At 60.0% G+C, this 24,271-nt stretch carries 25 protein-coding genes; 20 read left to right on the forward strand and 5 right to left on the reverse strand.

Features of this window, described 5'->3' with window-relative positions; all coding sequences use genetic code 11:
• Positions 1-83: 83 nt before the first annotated feature.
• The 7 genes from P775_RS08005 (at position 84) to P775_RS08035 (ending at position 10,469) form a co-directional block, all read left to right on the forward strand.
• On the forward strand, positions 84-1,028 hold the full coding sequence (locus P775_RS08005; RefSeq protein ID WP_099910489.1) for a phage capsid protein: 945 nt from the start codon (positions 84-86) through the stop codon (positions 1,026-1,028).
• Positions 1,029-1,091: 63 nt separating this feature from the next.
• Positions 1,092-1,550: a hypothetical protein gene (locus tag P775_RS08010; RefSeq protein ID WP_099910490.1), complete on the forward strand. Its 459-nt coding sequence runs from the start codon at positions 1,092-1,094 to the stop codon at positions 1,548-1,550.
• A 46-nt stretch (positions 1,551-1,596) separates the two neighbouring features.
• Positions 1,597-2,193: a phage connector family protein gene (locus tag P775_RS08015; RefSeq protein ID WP_099910491.1), complete on the forward strand. Its 597-nt coding sequence runs from the start codon at positions 1,597-1,599 to the stop codon at positions 2,191-2,193.
• Positions 2,190-4,658 (forward strand): phage tail protein, encoded by a 2,469-nt coding sequence (locus tag P775_RS08020; protein ID WP_099910492.1) that lies wholly within the window; start codon positions 2,190-2,192, stop codon positions 4,656-4,658. Before P775_RS08015 ends, P775_RS08020 begins: the two co-directional genes overlap by 4 nt.
• Positions 4,658-5,158 (forward strand): hypothetical protein, encoded by a 501-nt coding sequence (locus P775_RS08025; protein WP_099910493.1) that lies wholly within the window; start codon positions 4,658-4,660, stop codon positions 5,156-5,158. Before P775_RS08020 ends, P775_RS08025 begins: the two co-directional genes overlap by 1 nt.
• Positions 5,155-7,239 carry a hypothetical protein gene (locus P775_RS08030; RefSeq protein ID WP_099910494.1) on the forward strand — a complete coding sequence of 695 codons (2,085 nt, stop codon included), beginning with the start codon at positions 5,155-5,157 and terminating at the stop codon, positions 7,237-7,239. The genes P775_RS08025 and P775_RS08030 overlap by 4 nt, the downstream gene beginning before the upstream one ends.
• Positions 7,236-10,469 (forward strand): hypothetical protein, encoded by a 3,234-nt coding sequence (locus tag P775_RS08035; RefSeq protein ID WP_099910495.1) that lies wholly within the window; start codon positions 7,236-7,238, stop codon positions 10,467-10,469. The genes P775_RS08030 and P775_RS08035 overlap by 4 nt, the downstream gene beginning before the upstream one ends.
• Here P775_RS08035 and P775_RS27530 read toward each other — a convergent pair.
• Entirely contained in the window at positions 10,466-10,792 is a 327-nt protein-coding gene (locus P775_RS27530) for a hypothetical protein (RefSeq protein ID WP_143520844.1), read from the reverse strand. The genes P775_RS08035 and P775_RS27530 overlap by 4 nt on opposite strands.
• Positions 10,793-11,064: 272 nt before the next feature.
• Between P775_RS27530 and P775_RS08040 the strand changes: the two genes are divergently transcribed.
• The 13 genes from P775_RS08040 (at position 11,065) to P775_RS08100 (ending at position 21,835) form a co-directional block, all read left to right on the forward strand.
• The gene (locus P775_RS08040; RefSeq protein ID WP_099910496.1) at positions 11,065-11,889 is read left to right on the forward strand and encodes a BRO-N domain-containing protein; all 825 of its coding nucleotides are present in this window, start codon (positions 11,065-11,067) and stop codon (positions 11,887-11,889) included.
• On the forward strand, positions 11,889-12,131 hold the full coding sequence (locus tag P775_RS08045) for a hypothetical protein (RefSeq protein ID WP_099910497.1): 243 nt from the start codon (positions 11,889-11,891) through the stop codon (positions 12,129-12,131). Before P775_RS08040 ends, P775_RS08045 begins: the two co-directional genes overlap by 1 nt.
• The gene (locus tag P775_RS08050; protein ID WP_099910498.1) at positions 12,106-14,595 is read left to right on the forward strand and encodes a hypothetical protein; all 2,490 of its coding nucleotides are present in this window, start codon (positions 12,106-12,108) and stop codon (positions 14,593-14,595) included. The genes P775_RS08045 and P775_RS08050 overlap by 26 nt, the downstream gene beginning before the upstream one ends.
• Complete coding sequence (locus P775_RS08055; RefSeq protein WP_099910499.1) at positions 14,592-15,194, forward strand: hypothetical protein; 603 nt, start codon at positions 14,592-14,594, stop codon at positions 15,192-15,194. The genes P775_RS08050 and P775_RS08055 overlap by 4 nt, the downstream gene beginning before the upstream one ends.
• A 12-nt stretch (positions 15,195-15,206) precedes the next feature.
• Positions 15,207-17,072: a hypothetical protein gene (locus P775_RS08060; RefSeq protein ID WP_099910500.1), complete on the forward strand. Its 1,866-nt coding sequence runs from the start codon at positions 15,207-15,209 to the stop codon at positions 17,070-17,072.
• Positions 17,073-17,083: 11 nt separating this feature from the next.
• On the forward strand, positions 17,084-17,326 hold the full coding sequence (locus P775_RS08065; protein WP_099910501.1) for a hypothetical protein: 243 nt from the start codon (positions 17,084-17,086) through the stop codon (positions 17,324-17,326).
• The gene (locus tag P775_RS08070) at positions 17,323-17,505 is read left to right on the forward strand and encodes a hypothetical protein (RefSeq protein WP_099910502.1); all 183 of its coding nucleotides are present in this window, start codon (positions 17,323-17,325) and stop codon (positions 17,503-17,505) included. Before P775_RS08065 ends, P775_RS08070 begins: the two co-directional genes overlap by 4 nt.
• A 1-nt stretch (position 17,506) precedes the next feature.
• Positions 17,507-17,899, forward strand: coding sequence for a hypothetical protein (locus P775_RS08075; RefSeq protein ID WP_099910503.1), 393 nt, complete (start codon positions 17,507-17,509; stop codon positions 17,897-17,899).
• Positions 17,899-18,573, forward strand: a complete 675-nt coding sequence (locus tag P775_RS08080; RefSeq protein ID WP_099910504.1) for an N-acetylmuramidase family protein — start codon at positions 17,899-17,901, stop codon at positions 18,571-18,573. Before P775_RS08075 ends, P775_RS08080 begins: the two co-directional genes overlap by 1 nt.
• 183 nt (positions 18,574-18,756) lie before the next feature.
• The gene (locus tag P775_RS08085) at positions 18,757-18,999 is read left to right on the forward strand and encodes a hypothetical protein (protein ID WP_099910505.1); all 243 of its coding nucleotides are present in this window, start codon (positions 18,757-18,759) and stop codon (positions 18,997-18,999) included.
• Position 19,000: 1 nt separating this feature from the next.
• Positions 19,001-19,282 carry a hypothetical protein gene (locus P775_RS08090; RefSeq protein ID WP_099910506.1) on the forward strand — a complete coding sequence of 94 codons (282 nt, stop codon included), beginning with the start codon at positions 19,001-19,003 and terminating at the stop codon, positions 19,280-19,282.
• A complete protein-coding gene (locus P775_RS08095) occupies positions 19,275-20,699 on the forward strand; it encodes an SGNH/GDSL hydrolase family protein (RefSeq protein WP_099910507.1) in 1,425 nt (474 codons plus the stop codon). Before P775_RS08090 ends, P775_RS08095 begins: the two co-directional genes overlap by 8 nt.
• 374 nt (positions 20,700-21,073) lie before the next feature.
• Positions 21,074-21,835, forward strand: a complete 762-nt coding sequence (locus tag P775_RS08100) for a hypothetical protein (RefSeq protein WP_143520845.1) — start codon at positions 21,074-21,076, stop codon at positions 21,833-21,835.
• On the opposite strand, the gene P775_RS08105 is transcribed toward P775_RS08100, so the two are convergent.
• From P775_RS08105 to P775_RS08120, 4 genes are all read right to left on the reverse strand, one after another.
• Positions 21,832-22,365 (reverse strand): chemotaxis protein CheD, encoded by a 534-nt coding sequence (locus P775_RS08105; RefSeq protein ID WP_099910509.1) that lies wholly within the window; start codon positions 22,363-22,365, stop codon positions 21,832-21,834. The two genes, P775_RS08100 and P775_RS08105, sit on opposite strands and share 4 nt — an antisense overlap.
• The gene (locus P775_RS08110) at positions 22,362-23,384 is read right to left on the reverse strand and encodes a CheB methylesterase domain-containing protein (protein WP_099910510.1); all 1,023 of its coding nucleotides are present in this window, start codon (positions 23,382-23,384) and stop codon (positions 22,362-22,364) included. Before P775_RS08110 ends, P775_RS08105 begins: the two co-directional genes overlap by 4 nt.
• Before the next feature lie 132 nt (positions 23,385-23,516).
• On the reverse strand, positions 23,517-23,876 hold the full coding sequence (locus P775_RS08115; protein WP_143520846.1) for a hypothetical protein: 360 nt from the start codon (positions 23,874-23,876) through the stop codon (positions 23,517-23,519).
• The gene (locus tag P775_RS08120) at positions 23,873-24,259 is read right to left on the reverse strand and encodes a response regulator (RefSeq protein WP_099910512.1); all 387 of its coding nucleotides are present in this window, start codon (positions 24,257-24,259) and stop codon (positions 23,873-23,875) included. The genes P775_RS08115 and P775_RS08120 overlap by 4 nt, the downstream gene beginning before the upstream one ends.
• Positions 24,260-24,271: the final 12 nt, after the last annotated feature.

A 24,271-nucleotide genomic window follows, 5' to 3' on the forward strand; every position in this document is an offset into this window, starting at 1 on the left:
GGTTCAGGTGTGGGTCCGGCGTTCCGGGCGACCCCTCCGAAAATTCAACACATCATCGCTGATTTTTCGTGAGAGGGACCTTTATGGCCTATCAACAGGTGGTCGAACCGCACCACAAGCTCAAATTTACCGGCAACGTGACACTGGTCCATCAGCAGATGGAAAACCCGCTGCGCGGCGCTGTGACCGTGACCACGGCCGAGGGCGAAGCGCAGGACATCGCCGATCTGATCGATGCCGACGATTACCAGAGAGGCGAAGATTACAGCCGCCGCAACCCGGAATTCGTCCCGAAGAATTCCCGGCGCTGGCTGGTCCGCCCCGAGGTGATCGAAACCGGTCAGTACATCACCAAGGAAGAAACCTTTGACAAGGCGATGGACGCCAGTTCCATCCTGCTGCGCAACAAGGTCAAGGCCGTTGAACGCGGCGTGTTCGATACCATCCTGGGCGTCGAAAAGGTCAAGGCGACCGGAAAGTTTCGCATTGCCGGCGGTGGCATCATGGGCGGCGTGTACGAGGGCAAAACCCCCAACACGCTGGTGACCCTACCTGCCGGAAACTACATCGCGCACAATTTCGGCGGCAGTGCCGTCGGCCTAACAGCTGAAAAGCTGCGCGCCGCGACCGAGGCTATGGAGCTGGAAGATTTCGGTCTGGAAACAGACGAAGAGATCTATGGCTTGATCAGCCCGAAGCAAAAGACGGATCTGATCAATCTTGCGATCGCCACCAAGACCAGCCTGAACCCGTTCGAGATTGAGAACATCCGCAGCGGCAAGCCCGGCATGCTGCTGGGCATCAATTGGCTGTTCTCCAACCGCTTGCCCTATGACAGCAACGGCTATCGCCTGAACCCGATCTGGACCAAGTCCAATGTCGTCGCCGGGTTCTGGCAGGATGTCGATGGCCGGATGTGGAATGACACGGCCGCCAAGAACCTGCCGTATCTCTACGTCGACGCCTACGTGCAGGCGGGCCGTATGCAAGACACGGGCGTGCGCATCATCCGCAACGTCGAGAGCTGACCGGACCAGGCCGGTCTATTCAGCCCGGCCTGACCTGACCCCAAAATCCTTCAGGAGAGAGCCATGGCCGTCGTTTCCGGCAAATCCAACCTTATCCGTGATCATTTCGACATCACCGCAGTGCCGCCCGACCCCGAAGTGGCGCGCGGCCGTCTGATCCTGTCCACCGGGCGGGTGACCAATCTGACCACCGACAGCAACTTGTCCAAATATTGCATCGCTGAAGTGCCATCCAAGGCGCTGGTGCATGAGGATACGTTTTTCGACGTGGCGGACTGGGGCTTTGCCCAGATCGTGATCGGCACCGAAACCGACACCGATGCGCTGGTCGATCAGACCAAGGCGACCGAAAACATCGTGACCCCCTTTGCTGTCGGCGATACCAGCCATCTCAAGCGCTGGTGGGAAGTTCTGGGCCTTGCCGCAGATCCCAATGGGCTGCTGGAACTCTGGGTGCATGCAGAGGCAAACGCCACCGCTGCGGGCACCATGGATTTCCGCATCGCCTATATCATGCCCTAAACCAAACGGCGGCCGGGTCTGACCCGGCTGCCCACGAGGTTGCCTGATGACCACAGCCATTGCCGCCAGTTTTATCGCCCGACAGGCCTTTCGCATGATGGAACTGCGTCCGCTGCAGTCTTTTGGTGAAAACACCGAAGAGGCGATCGGGGCCACGGAGCAATACCCCGAGGCCATGGGCATGGTTTTGGAAGCATATGACTGGTCGTTTGCCCGCCGCCTTTTCAAGCCTGCCCTGGCCGATCTGGGCCCGACAGAGGTGGCGGATCCGGACTTTCCTTTCACCTATACCATGCCGCCCGAGCTGTTGAAGCTGCGCAAGGTCTATGATCATGTGCGCTACCGGCTGGACGGTGCCCTTTTGCGGTGCGATCGGGCGGGTGTCCTGGTGCGTGGTACGATCCGCATCACAAACGAAAACCGATGCCCCTCTGATTTCAAGCTGGCGGTGTCCTGCCAGCTGGCGGTCCTGTTAAGCCCAAAATTCGTGGGATCACGCACCAAACGTGTGGAGCTGAAGGACGATCTAAGCACCGCCTTCCAGCGTGCGATCACGTCGGACAATTCCACAGCATCCGCCAGCCGCATCGATGGCCTGTCTGCGCAGACCAGCGATGACTGGGTGGCCGAGGTGCTGCGATGACGGCGACACGGCCGCCGCAGGTTGCCTGGTCCAGTGGCGAGCTGGACCCGCTGCTGCATGCGCGTGAGGATTTCCAGCGCCACCAGACCGGCCTTGCGATCTGCAGGGGCTTTCTGCCCCTGCGCCAGGGCGGTTTTACGCGTGCGCCTGGCACGATCTTTCGCGGCACGACACGCGGCAACAGCGTGGCGGTCCGGGTGCCCTTTGTCTTCTCGACCAGCGATGCCCAGGCACTGGAATTCAGCGACGGCAAGATGCGCGTTTGGCGCTATGGCGTACTGGTTCTGAGTGGCGGCGTACCTTACGAGATCGATACACCCTTCACCGCGGCGGATCTGGCAAACCTGAATTATCTGCAGGATGCAGATGTCATGTACCTTGTCGACGGCCGCAACCCCATGCAGCAGCTGAGCCGCTTTGCCATCGACAACTGGACCCTTGCAGAGGCTGAGCTGGATGCCGGACCCTTCCGAGTGCAGAACCTGGACGAGGATCGCACCATCCAGGTGACCAACGGTGCCGGGTCCGGTGCCATCACTGCCTGGGTGGCCAATGCCAATCTTATCGTCAATGATATCCGCAAATTTGGATTGCGTGTCTATCGCTACAAGGGCACCGGCGAGACCATTGGCGTTGCCACAGATGGATCTGTCGGACCAAACCCGCCCAGCCATGCGGCCGGAACAGTGGCAAGCACAGTTACACCAGATCCCGGCGCAACCTATGCCTTTTGGGAATTTTTGTACGACACCAGTGTCAAACCGGGTGATACAAATGTGACGCTGTCTGCAGTTGGCGATCTATTCACACCTGAACATCTGGGCGTGGTCTATCTTCTGGAACCAACAGACTGGCTTAAAGTGCCGATCTGGACTGGGAATGTCGATGTCAACAACGGCCAGCTGGTCCGTTATGATGGCAATGTCTATGAACTGAGTTTGGCCAGCAATACCGGTGTAAATCCACCGGTGCATACCTCTGGCACCGTACAAACCGATCTGAACAGATCCACCCGTTACCGGCATGTCTCCACCGAAATCGGCGTCGTAAAGATCACGGAAGTGCTGGATGCAAACACCGCACTGGCCGATGTGATCAAAGCCGTACCGCAACCCTGCATCGATGATCCGACCTATCGCTGGTCAGAGGGTGCCTGGAACGACATTTATGGCAATCCGCGCCATATTGCGCTGCACCAACAGCGCCTGTTTGCAGCACGCACTGAGACCGAGCCTCGCACAATCACTGCATCGACCATTGCTGCCTATCGCGATTTTGAGCCCGGCGATGAAGACGACAGCAGCTTTTCCTATGACATCGGTGGCGTCAGTTCAAAGAACGAAATCAACTGGCTGATATCCGGCAAGCGGGGCATCTATATCGGCTCGCTTGGCGGAGTGCGCCTAGGATCCTCCGGCGGCAGGGATGAGCCGATCACGCTGGCGACCTTTCGCCCAGAAGTTGTGGCGACCGACGGTGCTGCAGCGGTTCAGCCCGCGCTGCCCTACGGCTGGCCCGTCTATGTCACGCGGGACAAATCGCGTGTCATGGAAACCCGCTACAATTTTTCCGAAGATGATATGAGCCCGGTCGAGCTGTCGCTGCCGTCGCAGCATCTGGGCAATCCGGGTTTCGAACAGATCGTCTGGCAGCCATCGCCCTATCAAAGGGGCTGGTTTCGCCGTGGCGACGGCACGCTGGCCTGTCTGATCTACGACCCCAAGGAAAATGTCCTGGGCTGGGCACCGGTCCCGGTTGCGGGTGGTTTCGTCGAGCATATGGACATCACGCCCAGCGAGGACAGCCGCTATGACATCCTGACCATGATCGTGCGCCGCATCATCGATGGCGAGACCGTGCGCTGTATCGAAGAGCAGGCGCTGAACGTGTTGCCCATGAACGGGGCCAGCGGTGTCGAAAACTTCAATCACGCCTTTTGCAGCGCAGAGTTTTCCCCCGCATCGCCCACCAGTGAATTTTCCATGCCCCATCTGGCCGGTGAAATCGTTTCTGCCTGGACCGATCGCGGATCCTATGATGGCCTGAACGTCGCCCCCGATGGCGGCGTGATCCTGCCCGATCCGGTCAGCCATGCGTTCATCGGCCTGTTCGATGACACACACCGGGTGCGCACGCTGAGCATCCGCGCCGATGCGAAGGATGGCGACACACGCGGCAGAAAGCGGCGGTTGCAAAAAGGCAGCGCCCTGATCCTGCACCGCACCGCCGGCGGCTTTGTTGCAGCTGTCGAGCGCAGCCGCGCCGAGCAGGAATATGTCGGATCACAGACAGAGATCCTGCCCTATTCGGTGGGCGAGCAGATGGCCCGCGATGCCAACGGCATTGTCGAGATCGATATCCAGAGCGGCGAAGCCCACGAAGTTGCGATCGAATTCACGCCTGATGGCCTGAAACCCATGACCATCACTGGCCTCGTGCCCAATATCGAAGAGGTTGGCGGCTGATGTGCATCATTGAGGCAGGGGCAGCAATTGCAGGCGCAGCGCAGGCTTTGACGCTGGCGCAGGGTCTACAGCTTGCCGGGACCGCCGTCGCTGCAGGTGGATCAATCTGGCAGGGTGTGCAGGCCCAGAACACGGCCACTGCGCAGATCAAAGAGATCCAGACCCAGAAAGAACAGACGCTGCAGCAGAATGCAGTCGAGGATCAGCGTTATCGTGGCCAGTTCCGTCGCCAGATCGCGACGCAGCGGGCCGAGTTGGCATCGCGCGGCATTGATCTGGGTAGCCCGTCCGCCGTCTATCTGGGCCAGACCGCTGCCGAAGAAATGGCCTTTGGATCCGCATCGATCCGCCAGACGGGGCAAGCGCAGGTGACCGAGCTGACCGGCCAGCAGCGTCTGCTGCGTGCGCAGGGTCAGAATGCCATGCTGAAGGGTGGGCTGTCTGCAGCGGGCAGCGTTCTGACAGCGGCCCCCGAGATCTGGCCGGAGCTGCTGAATTGACCCGGCTGACGGTCCCCACTGCCGGTATCAGCGCGGGCCCCGTCGCCCGTGCCACCCCGCAGCAGGCGCCCGAGGGCGGCGCCGCCTTTTCCGAGCTGGGCCAGACCTTGTTCCGTGTCGGCACCGGGCTTGAAAACGAACGCCTGGACCGCGAGATGAAACGCGCCCAAGTGGACGTGACCCGCGATGTGAACGATCTGCGCTTGCAGGTCGAAGAGATCGGCGATCCGGACGCCGCAGATCAGGCCTGGCAAGAGGGGGTGAAAGGTCTGCGCGATCGTTTCCAGACCGAAACGACAGATACCGGCCGCCCACGGATCGATCCTAAGAACAGCGAAAAGTTTGGGCTGGTTTTTGATGACCTGACCAATTCCGTGGCATACAGTCTGGGCCGCCGCACGTTGGGCCTGCGCAATGCAGAGCGCGAAGCAACCTATGTCAATTATGCCTATGAGGCCGCGCGCACCGGCGCCAGCGCTGATGAAGGCACGATCGATGTGCTGGTGTCGCAAGGTGATGAGCAGATCGATGGCCTGGTGGCCGCTGGCGTGATTGATGCGGCCGAGGCCGAGCGCCGGCGGATCGGGTTGCGTGGCGACATCTCGAATGCACGCGCAATCCGCATGGTCAAGGAGGATCCGGAAGGCTTTATTGCTAAGTCCACAGCAGGCGGCTTTGACGGCTTGGAGGCTGACACGGTCGCAAGTTATCAGGTGCAGGCCCAGAATGCGATCGAGGCCGATGCCAAGGCCGCTGCCACGGCTGCAGAGAAAGCCGCCAAGGAACGCAAGACGGCCGTCGATGACAGGGTCAAGGAAATTCGCGACATTGCTGCCGATGGTCGCGAGGCGGTGGATGAGCAGTTCCTGAGCAATCCCGAGGTCAAGGCATCCGAATTCTTTGGCGAGGCACAGGCTGCGATTTCCCTGCGCAAGGAAAACGGATCGCTGGCCACCATGAACCCGGCCCAGCTGGACACGTTGATCGCAGCGGAAAAGGGCCAGAAGGTCGCGAAGCCCTACCAGACCGAGCGGCTGAAGGTTCTGCAGAAATGGCGCGATGATCACGAAAAGGGCTATGACGAAGACGCCATAAAATATGCCGACAAGGTCGGTGTCGCAAAGATCACACCCATCGATTTTACGGCAGACAGCACGACGCTTGCGACCGAGCTGACCCGCCGCGCCGAAATCGGCACTGATCTGGTCGATCAAGGCTATACCCGTGACCGGCGCATTCTGACGGATGATGAGGCGGATCATCTCAAGACCGCCCTTGATGTCGATGCGGATCCGGAGGAACGCCTGCGCCTGGCTGCAACGATCGCGGGCACGCTGGGCACGGGCGAGCTGATCAAGCTGGATGATGATCCGGTGTTGATCCATGCCGGGGATTTTATCGCAGCGGGCAATTCGCCTGGCCGTGCGCTGGACATGCTGCGCGGCGAGGCGGCGATGGCGCGCGACAACATCGTCATGCCACCGCTGAAGGACCGGCGCGGCGCATCCTTTGAAGTGCTGGACGCGGTCTATGCAGATCTGCCCGGCGGTGATGCGCTGCAAGAGCGCACACTGGCAGCGGCAGACGCGCTTTATGCGCAGCGAATGGGGCGGATTGATCCGACGGCCGACATCGACCAGGACCGCTATCAGCAGGCCCTTCATGAGGCGCTGGGGGGTGTCGGCAGGTATGGTACCAGTCAGGCCCGTGGCGGCATCCAGGACATGGACGGTGTGCCGGTCCTGCTGCCCAAGGGGATCAGCGTGGACAGCGCCCAGATCGCGATCGCCACATCCGGCACGGTAAAAGACCCGACCAACCCGCGCGCCGCCCAGTGGTCTGATGAGGCTTTCGCCAACCGCATGCGCATCGCTTCGGGCGGGCAGGTGCCAGACATCAACGGCGAACTGCCGGACCGTCGCACGCTGAGCGATCTGCAGATCATGGCGGTGGGCGACGACAGCTATGTGTTTGTCCGCCCGGCTGCAGATATGGCGGATCCGCCGACCATGCTGATGAACCAGGATGGTGCACCTTTCACCTTCAGCTTGCGCCGTCTTGTGCGTGAGGTGCGCAAATGACCTTCACCCTCGGGCAGATCAAAAGCGCGCCGCTGATGGCCCCGCTGCAGGGGCAGCTTCCGGATTTTGGCGAAACCTTCAGCGCCGGGGTTCAGGCGGAGCGGATCGAGACAGACAGCTGGCAGCGCGCACAGCGCACAAGCCGCAGCCTGCTGGACGAACAGAAGGATCAGCTGACATCCGGCAACCTCTATGGCGACGGCCCGACACCGACGCGCGCGCGATCGACACAGGCGCAGTTCGATCATCAGCTGGATTATGTCCTGGCGCGCAACGCCGAAATGCTGGGCACCAATCCGGAGCTGCGCAGATTTGGCGTGCCTTTGCCCACCACCCGCGAGGAATTTGCCGCCGAGGTCACCACCCGTCTGAAGGCTGAGCATGACGATGCCATGGACGTGCTGCAGATCGGCAGCGGTGGCACCGCCTTTCTGGGCCGGATGTGGGCCGGTGTCACGGATCAGAACACCGTGCTGGCCCTGCCGTTCGGTGCCCCGGCCGGGTCGCGCATTCTGGTCGCGGCTGGGGTAGAGGCGGCAGTCAACACCGGGATCGAGGCGCTGACCCTGGGGCGTCAGTACGACATGGCCGACAGGCTGGATCTGCCCCAGCCGAACACTGCCCTGCAGCTGGGCATGGCGGCTGTGACTGGTGGCATTCTGGGGGGCGGTATCGCAGGGGCAGGGCGGTATCTGAGCTATCGGCGTACCAGGGCCGATGCCCTGGCAGCACAGCGCCCCGAAGGCGCGCCGCAGCTGGGCTTTTCCGATGATGTCGCCCAGGCCGAGCGCGAGCTGCGCGGTCAGGCCCCCAGATCAGATCGCGCACCGCAGCCAGCGGCATCGCCACCCCCTGGCGCACCGGCTGGCTGGGTCGAGATCGAGAATGGGATTTTTGCCGGTGAAAGCGGTGGAGATTTCAACGCGCTGTTCGGCTTCCAGAACCGCCAGGGCGGCACGTTTCAGGATGTGAAGCTGACCGAAATGACGGTTGACCAGGCGCTGGATTTTTCCGCACCCAGTGGCGCCTATGGCCAGTGGGTCAAAGGCAAGATCGGCAGCGTTGCCACCCCGATGGGGGCGTTTCAGGTTGTGGGATCCACCCTGCGCGCCGCGAAAAAGGGCCTTGGCCTGCGTGGCGATGAAGTCATGGACGAAGCCCTGCAGCGCAGGATCGGCGTCTGGATCTACCGCGAGCAGGGGACCGGTGCCTGGGAAGGGTATCGCGGCCCACGCCGTGATCCTGTCGGGCCAGTCAATCCCAATGCCCGCGCGCAGGAATTTCGCGGCTATTCGCAGACATCGCGCGGTTACACCCAGACCGGACAGGTCAGTGCAGGCGATGGGATCCGCGTCGATGTGGAATATCAGGTTGTGGATCTGGCCAGCCTGCAGCGCGCCAGCGGTGATCTGCAGCCGCGCGATCGCAGCCGCGCATCGAGCGATGAGCAGATCAGCGCCATTGCCTCCGGGCTGGATCCCGCCCGCCTGATGCCATCGCCAGAGGCGGACCGGGGCGCGCCCATCGTTGGCCCCGACAGCGTGATCGAAAGCGGCAATGGCCGCATCGGAGCACTCGAACGCGCGTATCAGATGTATCCGGACCGGGCCGATGCCTACCGCCGCCAGATCGCCGATGCGGGTTTTCCCATTCCGGAAGGGATCGATCAACCGGTCCTGATCGCGCGGCGCACGTCTGAAATGGACAGCGGCCAGCGGCAGGGATTTGTGCGCGCCGCCAATCAGTCGCAACTGGCCCGGATGAGTGCGACCGAACGTGCCGGTGTCGATGCACGTGGCCTGAATTCGCAGACCATTGGATTGTTTAACCCGGCCCATGGCCTCGACACAATCGCCAACCGCGATTTCACCCGCGCCGTGCTGAACACGATCCCCCAGGCCGAACGCGCCGGGCTGGTCGATGCCGCCGGTGCCGTGAATGCCGAAGGCGCGCGCCGCATCCGTGATGCGCTGTTTGCCCGGGCATACGACGCGCCAGACATCATCGCGCGCTACGCCGAAACCGAAGCCGGGCCGCTCAAGTCCCTGATGGATGCCCTGGTCGATGCTGCCCCCCAATGGGCGGCCCTGCGCAATGCTGTAGCTGATGGCCGTGTCCGCCCGGAAATGGACATCACACCCTTTGTGCTGGATGCGATGCGCACCATCGCCCTGGCGCGCGAGCTGGCGGCCCGCGACGGCGGCAAGATCGGCGCGGCCCTGGACAACATGCTGGCGCAGACCGATGCCTTTGTCGGTGACACAGCGCCGCTGACCGTGGCGCTGATCCGCAAGTTTGCCCCCGGTGGCCGGACCGCCAACAAAGAAAAGATTGCCGACTTCCTGAAGCGCTATGCGGATGAGGCCCAAAAGATCGGCGGCACCGAACGTGGGCTTTTCGATGCGCCAGGCCCACTGGACGCGCTGAAGGCCATTGATCGCAGCGCCTTCAGCGGTTTGACCGAGATCGGCCGCGCCGCCGTGCCAGCCGCCCCCACGCGCGACCTGCAGCTGCAGGACATGCCCGAGGGGGCCTTTGCCGATGGCGCATCCAGCCCCGAAGTGCTGGCCGTCAACAAAAGTGTCCTGAGCGAGATGCAGGCGGCCCTGCAAACCCGCCAGCTGACCCAAGCCGAAGATGAGGCGATCGAGCAGATGCTGGAAACCCAGATCCGCGCGAAAACCAGCCTGACCCCCGATCAGCAAAAGCGCATCGATCAAAGCTATGCCACCAACGGCGCCGATGATGTGGCGCAGCTGATCCGCTCAGGCATGGTCGATGCCCCCCAAGAGATGACGCTTTATCGCGGCTTTGCCGGATCTGATGTTGCCCCCGATGGGTTGCTGTCCTTCAGCGCCAGCCAGAAGACAGCCGCGAATTTTGGCCGGGTCGAAACCGTGACCATTCCTGCAGGCACACCGATCTATTCGCCCCGCTCTGGCATCTCTGGCGGCGAGGTGCTTGTCCCGCGTGAAACCTATGAGGGCCTGACCGGCAAATCCCTGTCCACAGCCCCGGCGGATGCGGCACCGACTGTTGCCCAATCCGCAGCACCGGATCGCCAGATCATGGCAGAGCTGCGCGCCTTCGAGGCGCAAGGCTTCGATATCCGCAACCAGAATGGCGACATCGTGCAAACCATCAGCCTGCGCGATTATCTGGATGATATCGATGCTGACGAGGTTCTGGAAACAGTGATCAGCGGCTGTACCGTGAAGGTGGGCAGCTAATGGGGTTGTGCGGCATTAGAAGCTGGAATGTGAGAATTGCCGTTGCAGGCATGCCAACGAAACGCGGCGGCTCGCTGACCGAATTCGCCAAAACACCACCCAAAGTGGAACAGCACGACGCTCGTCTGATATCGAGCGCCACAGGCAAAATTCTCATCTATGGCCGTTGTGGTTTGTCGACGGCACAATTCATTCCAACGGTCGAAATCGGAAAACATGACTTTTTCGATAAATGCTGGGCTTTTAGCAAGCCTAGCATTGCCTTCTGCAAAAGCTGTGGAGGCGAGAGAAATGGACATAAACAAAAAAAACCGAAAGCCCATCATACCCTCCCTAAGCCCGCAAGCACATTGACACCACACCAGACCTCTGGCAACCTCGCTTTGCACACGCAAAAAGCATGTGCCAGATTTGGCGATCTGATAACCTCTAGGCGCTCAATGCCGCGCCGTTTGCGCGGCATTTCTATGTCCGGGCGCAGTGGGATCCCTTGCGGGATGCCGGTACCTAGAGGCCGGTTCGCCAACCTGCTGTTGCTCGGGCACCCGTTTGGCGACGGCCCCGAGTTCAATTCGAACTCTAGGAGGGCCGCGTCATGAACGCAGCAATCATCCCATTTGACTTTGAAGAACAGGCCGTGCGAGTGATCATGCGCGGCGAAGATCCGTGGTTCGTGGCAGCAGATGTCTGCCGTGTTCTGGAAATTGGTAATTCCCGTGATGCAGTTTCCCGCCTCGATGACGATGAGCGCGACACGGTAAATCTGAATACCGTCGGTAGTACCGACGGTATTCGCGGAAACCCCAACGCAACTGTCATCAACGAAAGCGGTCTCTACGCGCTCGTCCTGACCAGCCGCAAGGATGCGGCCAAGCGGTTCCGTAAGTGGATCACATCCGAGGTACTGCCTGCGATCCGCCAGCATGGCCGGTATGATCTGGTCCCGGCGGCAGAGCCGGAACAGGGGCAGATTGCGGGCCTTCCGATCCGCGAGGCCGAGCTGTGGTTGCAGATGGTGCGCGAGGCGCGTCTGACGCGCGGCACCCGCGCCGCCCTGTCGATCTGGGGCCGCAGCCCGCTGCCGCAGATCGGTGATACCGCCGCGGTTGATCCGGGCGAAGGGCAGGCGGCGCTGTCGCATCTTCTGGCGCATCTGGGCCATCTGATCGCCGCCTGCCGCGCCGGTCAGGACACCACCGCCCTGACCGAACAGGGCCTGCGCATCGAACAGGCGGGCCTGTTCGTCGCAAACTATGCGCTGCCGGTGTTTGTCGGCAGCCGCTGGGCGGCTGGTGCGCATCGCGCCGCACTGGCCACGCTGCCGGGGGTTTTGCCGGTGGCAACGCCGCGCACTCTGGCCAGTGTTCGCACCCGTGGCGTGATCCTGCCCTGGCAGATGATCGAAGCGGAGGGGCTGTGATGCAGACGCAAGACACATTCGACCGGTCCGAGGACATCGCCGAGGCCCTGCACGAACAGGAAGGGCTGGAACTGGCCCTGATCGGTTTCATCGAACACCAGCGCCTGAGCGTGGACATCGAACAGGTTCTGTTCGCCCTGATCCACGCACAGGGGCATTGCCGCCGACGGGCACAGGCGCTGACGCGCGACATTGCCCTGTCAGACAGGAGGACTGATGGCGAACATCCACGATTGTCTTGATGCCGCCGTAAAGGGCGGACAACTTGACCAAACCCGTGCGGCCGAGGCCGGACGGGAATACGATCAGCTGTTGGCGCGGTTTGAAGATATCATGCCGCGCCATCAGGCTGAGGCGGCCGCGCTTGCAACTTTGAAAGAGGCAACTTCAAAGCAGGCGCGGTCGCGCAGACATACGGTGATCAACCAGCTGCAGAGCATGCGCCGCCTGCATGCGCTGATCAGCGAGGCACCGGACCCCGCGCTGGCCCTGCGCGATCTGATCGAGCATTCCGAAACCAGCCGTTTCACGGGCGAAAGCATCGAAAGCCTGCAACGGGCGATCATCAAATCGGTCAATGCCGGTATTTATGACGCGCTCAAGGCGACGGGCCGCAACCTGCTGGGCGAAAGCCGCGCGCCTGCGCGCCTGCGCAATATCATCCGCGAACTGCATGGGCAGGACGCGGGCGATGCCACGGCCAAAACCATGGCGCAGGCGTTCCACAAACAGCAGGAACGCCTGCGCCAGCTGTTCAATGCGCATGGCGGCGATATCGGCAAGCTGGATGATTACGGCGCACGTCACACCCACGACGCCGCTGCAATCCGCAAGGCCGAACCGGGCGCATGGGAAACCTATGTGTTTGACCGCGTGGACTGGTCTCGGATCAATGATTTCCAGACCGGCAAGCCGTTCGTCGCGGAAAAGGGGTCTATCCCGAACCGAGAACGCGCCATGCAATTTCTGGCCGATGTACGCGAGGGCATCCTGACCAAAGGCTGGGACCGGCGCGACCCCAGCATGACGCCCGGCGGCAAGGCGCTGTACAACCGCCATTCGGAAAGCCGTGTGCTGCACTTTCTGGATGGCGACGCCTGGATGGATTACAACGCGCGCTTTGGTGCCTCTGATCCGTTTTCATCCCTTGTGGGTGGCCTGCAAGGCATGGCCCGCGACATCGCCCAGATGCGCGTGCTGGGGCCGAACCCCAAGATGGGGTTGGAATATGCCACACAGGTCGCCCAGAAGCGCGTCGCAGGTAATGTAAAGGCCGAAACTGCCGTTGCGCAAAAGGCGGCAAAGGCCCGCCAGATGCTTGCCATTGTCGACGGGTCGATCAACCGCACGGAATATGAGGGGCTTGCACGGTTTTTCGCGAATGTTCGCAATGTGCAGACCTCGGCCAAGCTGGGTGCTGCGATCCTGTCTTCGACAACAGACCCTGCCTATATGCGTATGGCGGCGAAGGTTGTGGGGATGAGCCCAACAAATGTTCTGAGCCGCGCTACCGATCTCATGTTCAACAATGCCACGCGGGAAACGGCGGCGCGCATGGGGTATGTTGCCGAAACGCTGGCCGATACCGGTGCCGCCGCTGCGCGGTTTCATTCCGAACAGATGAGTTCGGAGATTACGAACCGACTGACCGGCTTTACCATCCGGGCCTCTGGCCTGGGCCATTGGACCGACATGAACAAGGTCGCGTTCCAGATGGAATTCGCGGGCTATCTTGCTGAAAATGCAGCTCGCCCGTTTGACGGGATCGAGCCGAAGTTGCGTCAGGCGCTGGAAGCGCGGGGGATCACTGCCCGGGATTGGGAGCATCTGAGCGCCCCCGAGGCACGGTTCAGAACCGACGGTGGCGCAGATTTCCTATCGCCGATCCATTGGCGTGAGCATCAGACCACGTTGCCCCCGATGGAGGCTGAAGGGCTGGCCATGCGGTTGCAGATGGTGATCGAGGAACAGCTTGAATATGCCGTGCCCGGTCAGCGTGTCGAAGGCCGGGCATTTGCTCTGGGCGGCAATGCGCCGGGAACGTTGTGGGGGGAAATCGCGCGCAGCGGCAAACAGTTCAAGGGATTTACCCTGTCCTTTATGATCGGGCAATACCGACGCGTCATGGCCCTGCCGACAGCGGCAGACCGCTTTACCTATGCCATCGATTTGTTTGTGCCGCTCATTCTGATGGGCGCGGTCGCGGTCCAGCTGAAGGAGCTGGTCAAGGGCAACGATCCACGCCCGATGGACACCGACACGTTCTGGAAAGCCGCTGTTATGCAGTCGGGCGGTCTGGGCATTTTTGGCGATTTCTTTGCCTCTGGCACCAACCGGTTCGGTGGTGGACCCGCCGAAACCCTGCTGGGTCCCACGATTGGCCTTGGTTCGGATGTGCTTGTCGCGGGCGCGTCGAACATCAGCCGGTTATCGAATGGTGAGAAGACCTATGCCGGACGCGATCTGACCAATTTGGCCCGCTACAACACACCGGTTCTATCGTCGCTCTGGTATCAAAGCGCAGCTTTTCAGCATGGGGTCGCCGATCAGATACAGCGCATTCTGGATCCAGAGGCCGAGCAGCTTTGGAAGCGCCAGGCGCGCAAGCGCGAAAAGGACTATGGCACGCGGTCCTGGTGGGGGTCTGGCGACCTAGCACCCTCCCGTGCGCCAGATCTGAGCAATGCACTTGGAGGGCAAAGATGAGCATAGACGAGCTGACACCGGCACCGGTTCAGACGATCAACGGCACGGGGCCCTATGCGGTGCCACATGCTTATGGCGGGGCGGATGAGCTGGTGGTGACCGTCATCACATTGACCAGCCGCACCAATCTGACACTGGCGCAAATCACGCTGAGCCCGGCCAGTTCCAAGACATCCGGATCGCTATACCTCGAAACTGATGTCGCCGCCCAATACGACGGCGCAAAAATTGCTATCTTGCGCCGCACCCGGATCGAGCAAGGCTATGTCGGTGACAATGCCCGCGAGGTCGGACTGCAGGGACAGCTTGATCGCACGATCCTGGCCACGCAGGACGCTGATCGCCTGATCGCCAGCGCCCTGCGCACGGCCCCTGATCAGGGGCCGATCAACGCGGTAACCAAGCGTCCGGATGAGCGGGGCGGCAAGATCTTTGCCTGGTCTGATGATGGCTATTCCGTTGTCGAAGGCCCGCACCTGCAGGCGATCGATGCGGTGATCAAAAGTGCACCTTTGGAATTTCCGCTGGATCTTGGCTGGACCAATGACCCCGTGATTACCGCAACCTATGACCTCGGCTGGACCGACGAAACAACATAAGGAAACAGGCTTATGGCTAAAGAACTGCAATATCGTCGGGGCACATCCGCGATGCTTGACAGTGCAGTCGGCGCTTTTGCCGAGGTGCAAGTGGATGTCCAGAGCAAGGAACTGCGCGTCTTTGACGGCGAAACGCCTGGTGGCTTTCCGATTGGGCGCAAGCCATTTCTGACTGCCCGTGGAATGCTAGACAGCCCCGAGGGATCACGAGGGCTGGGCGCAGCATGGGAAGCGGGGGAAGATAAATATACGGAAGTGGCCGCTGATGATCCTGACTATGACGTGGAAAAAACGGGCGGCATCAGGCTCATCAATCGCAGCGATGTATATCAGCCAATTGCGTTTGGCTGGACAGACGGAGACGATATTGCCCCGTACATCGAGCAGTTCTGGGCAGGGAGATGGACCATATTCGTCGGCCCGCAAGGGAATTCATACCCTACGCTTACCCGCCGCGTGGAACTCGATACCGATGATGTGACCACGTTCGCAAAGCGGTTTCACCTTGATGGCTGTTTCATCCAGCAGACGAGCGATACCGCATGTATCGTGCTGGAATCTGGCACCGCAGGTCCGAGCATCCCAAAGGTGCAGGTTTATGGCGGCGATACCATCTTGTTCAGCGATGCGAGTATCGGCTGGGATGTGATGGATATCCGCCGCACGGAGTTTCACAAGCATACCGTTTGGGGATCGCTGATCAATGCATCTCAAGGCACGGCATGGCGCCTGCACAACAAAAACGCCTATACCGAGCGCACCAAGCTGATCGATTGCGAGGCGCGCTATGTGCGCCATGCGGTAAATTTCCACATGGCCGGTGGTGAAGATGGCGGGCTGTCCTTTGCAAGGACTTATATCACCAATATGACCTTGTCCGGGGGCGTCTCGGGCTATTCTCTGATCGCAATCACCACAGAGGTGGAGGCGTCTTTGGCCGTCGCCGCAGCCAATGACTATACCATCGGCGAAGTGATCACCCAGGCGTCAAGTGGCGCAACCGCTGTTGTCTCTGGCTGGCCGGAAGGGCGCGACACCCTGTTCGTGCGCAACATCGTCGGGACATTCGGCACAGGTGGACCCGTCGTTGGTGCAACATCCGCGGCATCCAAGACGCCAAGCAACGTGATCACGCCGCGCCTGCCCAACGTCTATGACAGCCGTATCGTCGGCATCACCGCCAACATGAATGATGGCGTGATTTTCATGGATCTTGGCGGCGGAATGCGGGGCACACGCATCGCAAATCTGGGCTTTGAGGCATCGCCTGGCACAACAGCATATGTGTTCAAGCACCTGAACAACTGGACATTTGTTCGCCCTCAGATCGAATTGCCGGATATTTTCCGCGCTGGCTACAGCGGGAATATCGCGCTGAACTATAACGCCCGCACATCGAAATCCAATTGGGCGGCCCATTTCTGGGACGGACTTCGTCTTTTCCCGAGCGACTTCACTCCAGACACCTTGGAAGGCACGATCAGCATGGCTGACGGTGTCGGCTGGAACCCCGGCAGCGTCGGAACCCCGGACGGAGCCAAAGGGATCTTTGCCTATATCGGCACAAACTGGCGGCGCTTTATGATGCTGCTGCAGGCAGCTGCCGCCGATTTTTCGAATGATGCCGCTCTGATCAATACTGCAAGCCAAAAGCACCTTGGTGCGATGGCACTCGACACAACATTTTCCCGGATGCGGATTGCAACAGGCGCAAGCGCGGCGTCGTCATGGGCATATCTGTCGTCACCACCTTTCGGTGTAACGGCATCACGCCCAGCAAGTCCGGTGGTTGGAGAGCACTACTACGATCAGACTCTGGCAAAGCCGATCTGGTGGTCCGGAAGCGTCTGGAAAGATGCTGCCGGAACCAACGTCTAAAGGAGCCTGGCATGGATCCGAATTGGTGGGTGGAACGGTTTGGAACGATCGGGCTCATGCTGTCGGCGATGCTCTATGATCGCCACCGCCTGCTGAAAGATGCAGCCGAGAAGGACAAGCGCATCGAGGCGCTGACGGACCGGTTGATCGAGCAGTCGCAAAGCAACCTCAGCGCCGCGATCGCGCGCGAAGTTCAGACGCTAACCCAGCTGACCCACATTTCGGAAGCGATCCAAAAAGGAGCCGTGCGATGATCTGGCCGTTCCGCAAACCCTGCCCACCGCCGGGTGATGATCGTGTCCGACAAGCCGCCCCAGTTATCGCAGCGCAAGAGCGCCAGCTGGCCGAGCTGACCCAGAAGCGCGAAGCCATCCAGCGCGAAATTTCCAAGGCTCTTGACCAGCTGACAGGACAAACGAAGGAGAACCACTGAAATGGATGCCCACCAAATTACCGCAGGCCTTGCCCTGGTGCTCGCCCTGTTTGCGGCCCGGGCATACATCCCCAACCTTTTGGCCGAAATGACGCCACCGGCATCGAGCCTGGCATGGGGGTTTTTCTTCTTCAGCCTGGGCGCGATCGGGCGGTCGACCTATTGGTCGTTCGGTCGTGTGCTGCCCGGGGATGCCTGGCCAGAGATCCGCGACCAGCTGGGCGGGCTCAATGCCAATATCGGCTTTGATCTGATGTTGATCCTCGGGCTGATCCTGATCTTGCGCGCGCGCCTGCTGGCGATCCCCGAGGCCGACCGGCGCGGCTACAACATCATCACCTGTGTCACGTACCCCGAGCCGTTCCGGCTCTATTCCATTCTGAGGAGAAAGTGATGTTTTACAAAGGTGCCGCCCGGCGGTTGGACGACATCGATCTGCCCCGCATCGGCCATCGCATTGGCGTGGGCGAGGATGAGCTGCACGCTGTCCTGGATGTTGAGGCCGCCAACAGCGGCTTCTTTCCGGACGGCCGTCTGAAAATGCTGCCCGAACGACATGTTTTCTGGCGCGAACTGGGCGCTGGCACCAAGCGTGATCAGGCCGCACGGCAAGGGCTGGCCTATGCGCGATGGGGCGAAAAGTCCTATCCGGTATCGGCCGACGCCCGCTATGATCTGTTTGATCGCATGGCACAGATCGATGAGCGCGCCGCGATCCGGTCCTGTTCCTGGGGGATGCCCCAGATCATGGGGTTCAACGCATCGCTCTGTGGCTTTGATACCGGCCGCGCCATGGTCGAGGATTTCGCCCAGGATGAAGAGCATCAGCTGGACGCCATGGTGACCTTTATCGTCGCGGCCGGGCTGGACGATGAACTTCGCCGCCATGACTGGGCTGGCTTTGCGCGCGGCTACAACGGGTCGCAGTATGCAAAACACGGATACCACACCCGCCTGGCTGAACGTTTCGCCTGGTGGCAGGGCAAACCTGACACGCCCTGGTCACCGGGCATGTGCGGCAGTTACGCGCTGTCGATCGAGGATCTGAATACCAAGGTGATGGCGTGATCCGCAAAGTGCTGGCAGGCGCGCTATGCGCCGCGCTGGTGACGATTGCGGGCCTTGGGCTACTCCTGCGCCAAGAAATGGCGGCAAGCGCACTCCTGATACAGGAAAAGGCCCTTTCTGATTTCGCTCTGGCGGGATGCACCGCCCGTGCGGCCACCCTTCAACGTGACAAGGAGAGTGATAATGCGATTGACCGCATTCCTGACGCTGATCTGCGCAATGTTCCTGACCGCTGGCTGCGACAAGAAACAGCCCATTGAACTGGCGACCAAACTGGATCCGCTTTTCTGCGATGTTGAAGAGCCGCGCCGCTTCACTCGTGCTGAACTGGACGCCCGCGCCGCCAGCTGGCCGGAAAATCTGAGGCTGGATATCAAGACAAACACCACATGGGACCGCGAGTGCGTCCCGTCACAAGGAGACTGAGATGGCGTTCACCGGCCGCAAAGTTGCGAAGAAAAACGAATACACATTGCTGACCGACAGCGACGTCGTTGCGCTCAGCGTGCAGAACCTCGATTACAGCGGCGAGATCTGGCTGATTGCGATGCCTGATACCACGCCACCAACCAATACCGATCGCGGGATCCGCCTCGATCCGGAGGTTCCTTTTTCCGAAACTCTGGCCGACTGGTGGCGTGACATTGACACAGGACGTGTCTTCGCCTGGTGCACCCGAGATATCAGCATGTTCGTGTCCCATGCTTGATGGTCAGGTTTTCGGCAGCTTTGGCCGCCAGCGTTTTGGCAGACGGCGGCGCGGTATCGAGACCGCTCCCACGATATTCGATCTGCCAACAGCCCCAACCGTCCGGTGGGCGCCGCAGTTTTCCGCAATCACTACCAGCGGCGGGCGGGTCGTAACAGCCACGGATAGCATGGGGATTGCGCCGCTGACTGATGATGCGGTTGGTACTGGCCCTCTGGCGCTCACTGATACAAATGGCCGAAAATTCTGGCGTTTCAATGGATCTCAACGCCTGTCGTTTACGTCTGCGCTTACGTACAGTTCTCGCAATTACACGGTCTTTATGATCGGCAGACAGCACAGGGGCACCACAAACAACCGCATCCTCTGCGGGTATGACGTACCGCAGCCATCGCTTGAGGTCGCAACACAAGGCGGGTCTGCGCCTTTCCCGCGCGCTGGTCGGATTATAACGGCGCAGACCGGGCGCGAAAAAATGATGGTAGGCTCCGAGATGTCTTTGATCGGCGCGGCCTGCGGGGCAACTGCTATCCGTTATTTTGTTGATGGCGCGGAGGCTACGACCACGCAGGGCAACTTGTACACTATCGCAGGCGGCGAGATCGGGAGGTTCGCAAATACCCCAGAGACGCCAACCTATCAGGGCCTATTCGACCTTTACGAACTTGTCGTTTACAACAGGAAGCTTACTGACACCGAGGCACGGGCTGTGCGCGATACGCTTCTTGATCATTACGGTATTGTTGAGAAAACAAACCAGATCGTCTTCGACGGCGACAGTATCACGCAAAGCATATCCGTCTACGACAGCGGCAAAAATTGCGCAATGATCCTGAGCGATCCGGCGGTCGCGCTGCCTAGGTGGAAGTACGTCAACATCGCGCTCAGCGGCTCGCAGGTGCCCGATCTAGTTTCCAGACGAGACGAGGCGCTTGCGAGTTGGGCTGACCAGCGCCTTTTGGGACAGAACGTGCTAGCCGTTGAGGTCGGGACCAATGATTTGGGAAATGGGGCGCAAACACCCGCGCAGACCTACGCGCGCATCGTGAACTACCTGAACACCACCACTACCGGCGTGCTACAGCGCGGATGGACCGTCCGGCAGTTGATCAATATCGCGTCTCGCAGCACTTCAAAGCAAGCGGATCTTGAGGTTCTGCGTGGTCTGCTACGGGCTTCGACATTCCTTGACGACACCCTGACAAACACAGGGCAAACGTATGCCGGGAAGCTGTCGCGTGTTGAGCTGCCGCTTATAACCGTTGGCGGACAAACGATCTTTTCGACGGTATCGGATGCGTCAAACACGTTCTATTACAACTCAGAGGATGGTATTCATCCGACAGAAGCCGGGGCAGTTGTACGCGCATTGGGCGGAGACACGCCGCAGTATGGCATTGCGTATGGGCTGACGTGATGTCTGGCCGCGCCTTATGTAGCGGAGGTGATCCACCATAAGCCATTGATATGTTTAACCTTAGTTTACGTTATTAAAAAAGCTAAGTATTTGAAAACATTGATTTGCTCTGTAATTTGTAATCAGTAGGTCCGCGGTTCGAGTCCGTGTGGGGGCACCAGTTCACCTGTTGAACACCGTTATTTCATTGCTTATAAGGCGTTTAGGCTGTGCTTTGGGACACTTTCCGGGCCACAACCGGGACACCTAGGGCCATGGCGATGACCGTTATACTGAAATACTTGGACACTCTGACCGGAGGTCGGAAGCGTTACCGACGCCGATTCCCCAAGCACCTGCGGACCATCTTGAAGAAGGAGTTCTTTCAGGAACCCATGCAGGTCCGCGAAGGTGCAGCGCTTGTCCGCGAGCATGAATACCTTACGCGGTTGTTCGATACGGTGGTCTCCAAGGCGGAGGCGATGGCGACGGGCACCACTGTGCAGACCCCACGCGACAAATGGCTGGCGGCGATAGCGGAAGCTGACAGGATCGAAGCCGAAAGCGTCGGCCTTGATGACGTTTACGACGAATACATCGGTGTGGAGATTGACCCGGGACGGCGAGAGACCATAGCCGATTCTGTCGCAGACGCGAGAGGCGACCCTGTGCTGGTCAAGGCCTTGCTGAACCCGTCAGCGCCGACACCAGAGGTCACCCTGCAGGATGCCGTGAACATCTACCTTGAGGAGCGCCTGAGCGGGCCAGAGAATGAGGCCGGAAGGGTGCGCCTAAGCAGGGTCTTCAAGAGAGTGAAGGAGGCGCTGGGCGATCTCTCCTCCATCGCTCTGGTCGATCTGAAGCGGAAGGACAGCAGGGCCTTGAGAGATTTCATGCTCAACAGTTCCCGCAACGGTGGTGGCACCTTGAAGCCCGCCACGGTCCACAGGGAACTGAACTTGGTGAGGGCGGTGGTCAGCGCAGCGTTGGCGGCGTCTAGCGCGACACTTGAGGCCACCAAGCGACAAAGCGACAGATCCCTGCGGCAGCAATTGTTCCAGATCGAGGATCTGCAGGCCGAGATTTCCGAGCTGCGCGCCGGGGGAGAGACATTGGAGGCACGTATAAACGCCCGGGTCCAAGCCGGCACAGCCTAGAAGAGTGTGATATCCGCGGCGGCGCGGACTGGTTTTGGCTGCGGTGGCGGCGTCGGCTCCACGGCGCCGGGCACCAGAAACTGTTTCACCTGTCCGGTTGTCGGCCAGAAGCGGATCCGTCGAGCTGAATTTCCACCGACGCTTTCTCCGCCACAGGGAATCGATTCATTCGCCAGAAACTCTCTGGCAAATGCGACATTCGAACCACCGATGTCGCGCAGGGTGCTGTTCATGGAGGCGCCGCCAAACATCTTTGCGACCAACCTGTCCTTGCGCGCGCCCCGCTTCAGCAGCCCGTTGATAAGCAGTTCCATGGAATAGGCACCATACCGGAAACTCTCTCCGGCCTTGCCGTCCTTTTGTGGCAGCAGAAAATGGTTCATTCCGCCAATTGCGGCAACAGGATCTGTCAGACAGACCGCGACACAGGAGCCCAAAACGGTCGTCAGGACAATATTTGGGTCTGCATCGATCGCATATTCGCCCTGGATGACGTTGATGATCTTTTCTTCTTTGTTTTCTGGCATCATGAGCGCTCGTTTGCTTTGACGCCGCTGGTCGCGTCAGAGGATTTCAGGATAGCTTGGCAAATTTGGCTCAGTGGCAGGATGCTCATCGCTGCGCCAAGTTCAGCAGCCGCACGTGGCATGCCGTAAACCGTGGAAGTGGCCGCGTCCTGAGCAAGGGTCGTTGCACCGGCCGACCGCAAGGCCGACAAACCCTCTGCGCCGTCTCGCCCCATACCCGTGAGGAGAGCCGCAGTGCAGCGCTCTGCAATTGGTGCCGCGGATTCGAAAAGCACATCGACCGAAGGCATATGCCCGCTGCGGGGGGGGCCGCTCACCAGGCGCGCGCGCAAGGTGGTGCCACAGTCGAGCCGCATATGCGTGTTGCATCCTGCTGCGATCAGGATCTGACCCCGCCGCAGCTCGTCCCCGTCCTCTGCCAGCTTGACCTTGCACGCAGACTGCCGGTCGAGCAGGTTTGCAAGGCTGCCGCCAAATCCACGTCCGGTGTGCTGCACGATCAGGGTGGCTGGGCCATCCACGGGATAGCTGCCAAGCACCGTCAGAAGCGCATCGACGCCTCCGGTTGATGCGCCGATCAGGACCAGCTTTTCATTGCGGCGAAGCGCGTGGGACTCGGTGGTCACCACCTGTCGCGGAGTGGGGCTGAGGCGTGAGCGCGTCACCGTCAGGATGGTATCCGCGATACGTTGGATGGGTGTGCCCGCTTCTACCGGAAACAGATCTGATTTTGGGTTGCGCGACGGTGTCGCAGTCTGACGTCGATCTGGTGACGATACCACCAGCCAGCGGATGTCCAAAGCTTTGAAAAGGCCTCGCATCACCTCGAATTCCGCCCGGCCGGCCATGTCCTGGTCGATCAGGACAACCTGCGGAGATCGTTCTTCGACGATCGTGTAGGTCTGCATGAGGTCCGTCGCCTCACGCAGGACAGTGAACTGCGGCTGTTTGTTCAGACCATCAGCCAGGCGCGCACGTTCCTGCTCGTCGCCCATCGCTATGACGATTGATACAATTTGCATCGCGCACCTTCTGTTGAACTAGCATTCCTTACCGTTTTCATGAAGGACCCGGTCAGTGAGGCTATTGAGAGTGAATAGGACACCCGTGTTGCCAAATTTCCTGTTTGGCGTCCGAATCCTGCGCTAACGCGATCAGAATTCGGTAAATGTATGCGAAACTTCCTCATGTGCCGCTCCCGAAAGGCGCATCGCCATATCGCGCAAAGGGACGCGAGACACAATTTCAGGAAGAGCCAGGATTTTCTCTTCGGACATACTTTGTTGCACGGCTTTCAGAACAATTGCTATGCATTGCAAGGACTGGGTTAGGATATCCACCTCTTGCAGGGATTTGATCGTTTGTGTCCGCATTTGAGGTGTCTCCTTCATGAGAATGGATTCTACGTCGCGTTCGAATATCTCCGCACGTGCCAAAAGCAAATCTATTTCCAGAAGAACACGATCGGTCAAATGATGCGGTGAACAATTCTGTGGTATATCATCGTAATTCACAGCTTTCCCACCACACTTTCGATGCATTGCCGCATCGAGTCCGAAGTGAACGGCTTCTTGATCATGTTGTTGAGGCCAAGTGCTTTTGCCTGTGTCACCATGTCGGGCGTTGGCTTTCCGGTGACAAGTATGAAACCGATGCGTTGTGTTGACTTTGTCTGACGCAAAGCCTTGAGCAACCCCAATCCGTCAAGCTCTGGCATGTTGTAATCAGAAAGGACCAGATGAACGGGGGTGACGACCAGCTTTTGAAGTGCGCCTTTGCCATCGTTTTCTGTCAGATAGTTTTTGATGCCGATTTCGTCCAGCGCTTGAGTGATCAAGCCCCGGCTGGTCGACATGTCGTCCACCACCATCACGCGAAGAGTTTCTTTCAGACCCATTTTTGTCTCCTA

The sequence above is a fragment of the Puniceibacterium antarcticum genome (assembly GCF_002760615.1).
In the GTDB taxonomy this organism is placed as follows: Bacteria; Pseudomonadota; Alphaproteobacteria; order Rhodobacterales; family Rhodobacteraceae; genus Puniceibacterium; species Puniceibacterium antarcticum.

Bases quoted from the DNA above. Each gene is read 5' to 3' on its own strand.
- P775_RS08080 (WP_099910504.1), top strand. From the start codon at position 17,899: ATGTTTTACAAAGGTGCCGCCCGGCGGTTGGACGACATCGATCTGCCC.
- P775_RS08120 (WP_099910512.1), bottom strand. From the start codon at position 24,259: ATGGGTCTGAAAGAAACTCTTCGCGTGATGGTGGTGGACGACATGTCG.
- P775_RS08025 (WP_099910493.1), top strand. From the start codon at position 4,658: ATGTGCATCATTGAGGCAGGGGCAGCAATTGCAGGCGCAGCGCAGGCT.
- P775_RS08075 (WP_099910503.1), top strand. From the start codon at position 17,507: ATGGATGCCCACCAAATTACCGCAGGCCTTGCCCTGGTGCTCGCCCTG.
- P775_RS08045 (WP_099910497.1), top strand. From the start codon at position 11,889: ATGCAGACGCAAGACACATTCGACCGGTCCGAGGACATCGCCGAGGCC.
- P775_RS08015 (WP_099910491.1), top strand. From the start codon at position 1,597: ATGACCACAGCCATTGCCGCCAGTTTTATCGCCCGACAGGCCTTTCGC.
- P775_RS08020 (WP_099910492.1), top strand. From the start codon at position 2,190: ATGACGGCGACACGGCCGCCGCAGGTTGCCTGGTCCAGTGGCGAGCTG.
- P775_RS08065 (WP_099910501.1), top strand. From the start codon at position 17,084: ATGGATCCGAATTGGTGGGTGGAACGGTTTGGAACGATCGGGCTCATG.
- P775_RS08095 (WP_099910507.1), top strand. From the start codon at position 19,275: ATGCTTGATGGTCAGGTTTTCGGCAGCTTTGGCCGCCAGCGTTTTGGC.
- P775_RS08005 (WP_099910489.1), top strand. From the start codon at position 84: ATGGCCTATCAACAGGTGGTCGAACCGCACCACAAGCTCAAATTTACC.
- P775_RS08055 (WP_099910499.1), top strand. From the start codon at position 14,592: ATGAGCATAGACGAGCTGACACCGGCACCGGTTCAGACGATCAACGGC.
- P775_RS08010 (WP_099910490.1), top strand. From the start codon at position 1,092: ATGGCCGTCGTTTCCGGCAAATCCAACCTTATCCGTGATCATTTCGAC.
- P775_RS08060 (WP_099910500.1), top strand. From the start codon at position 15,207: ATGGCTAAAGAACTGCAATATCGTCGGGGCACATCCGCGATGCTTGAC.
- P775_RS08100 (WP_143520845.1), top strand. From the start codon at position 21,074: ATGCAGGTCCGCGAAGGTGCAGCGCTTGTCCGCGAGCATGAATACCTT.
- P775_RS08085 (WP_099910505.1), top strand. From the start codon at position 18,757: ATGCGATTGACCGCATTCCTGACGCTGATCTGCGCAATGTTCCTGACC.
- P775_RS08050 (WP_099910498.1), top strand. From the start codon at position 12,106: ATGGCGAACATCCACGATTGTCTTGATGCCGCCGTAAAGGGCGGACAA.
- P775_RS08110 (WP_099910510.1), bottom strand. From the start codon at position 23,384: ATGCAAATTGTATCAATCGTCATAGCGATGGGCGACGAGCAGGAACGT.
- P775_RS08070 (WP_099910502.1), top strand. From the start codon at position 17,323: ATGATCTGGCCGTTCCGCAAACCCTGCCCACCGCCGGGTGATGATCGT.
- P775_RS08090 (WP_099910506.1), top strand. From the start codon at position 19,001: ATGGCGTTCACCGGCCGCAAAGTTGCGAAGAAAAACGAATACACATTG.
- P775_RS08040 (WP_099910496.1), top strand. From the start codon at position 11,065: ATGAACGCAGCAATCATCCCATTTGACTTTGAAGAACAGGCCGTGCGA.
- P775_RS08035 (WP_099910495.1), top strand. From the start codon at position 7,236: ATGACCTTCACCCTCGGGCAGATCAAAAGCGCGCCGCTGATGGCCCCG.
- P775_RS08105 (WP_099910509.1), bottom strand. From the start codon at position 22,365: ATGATGCCAGAAAACAAAGAAGAAAAGATCATCAACGTCATCCAGGGC.
- P775_RS27530 (WP_143520844.1), bottom strand. From the start codon at position 10,792: ATGGGCTTTCGGTTTTTTTTGTTTATGTCCATTTCTCTCGCCTCCACA.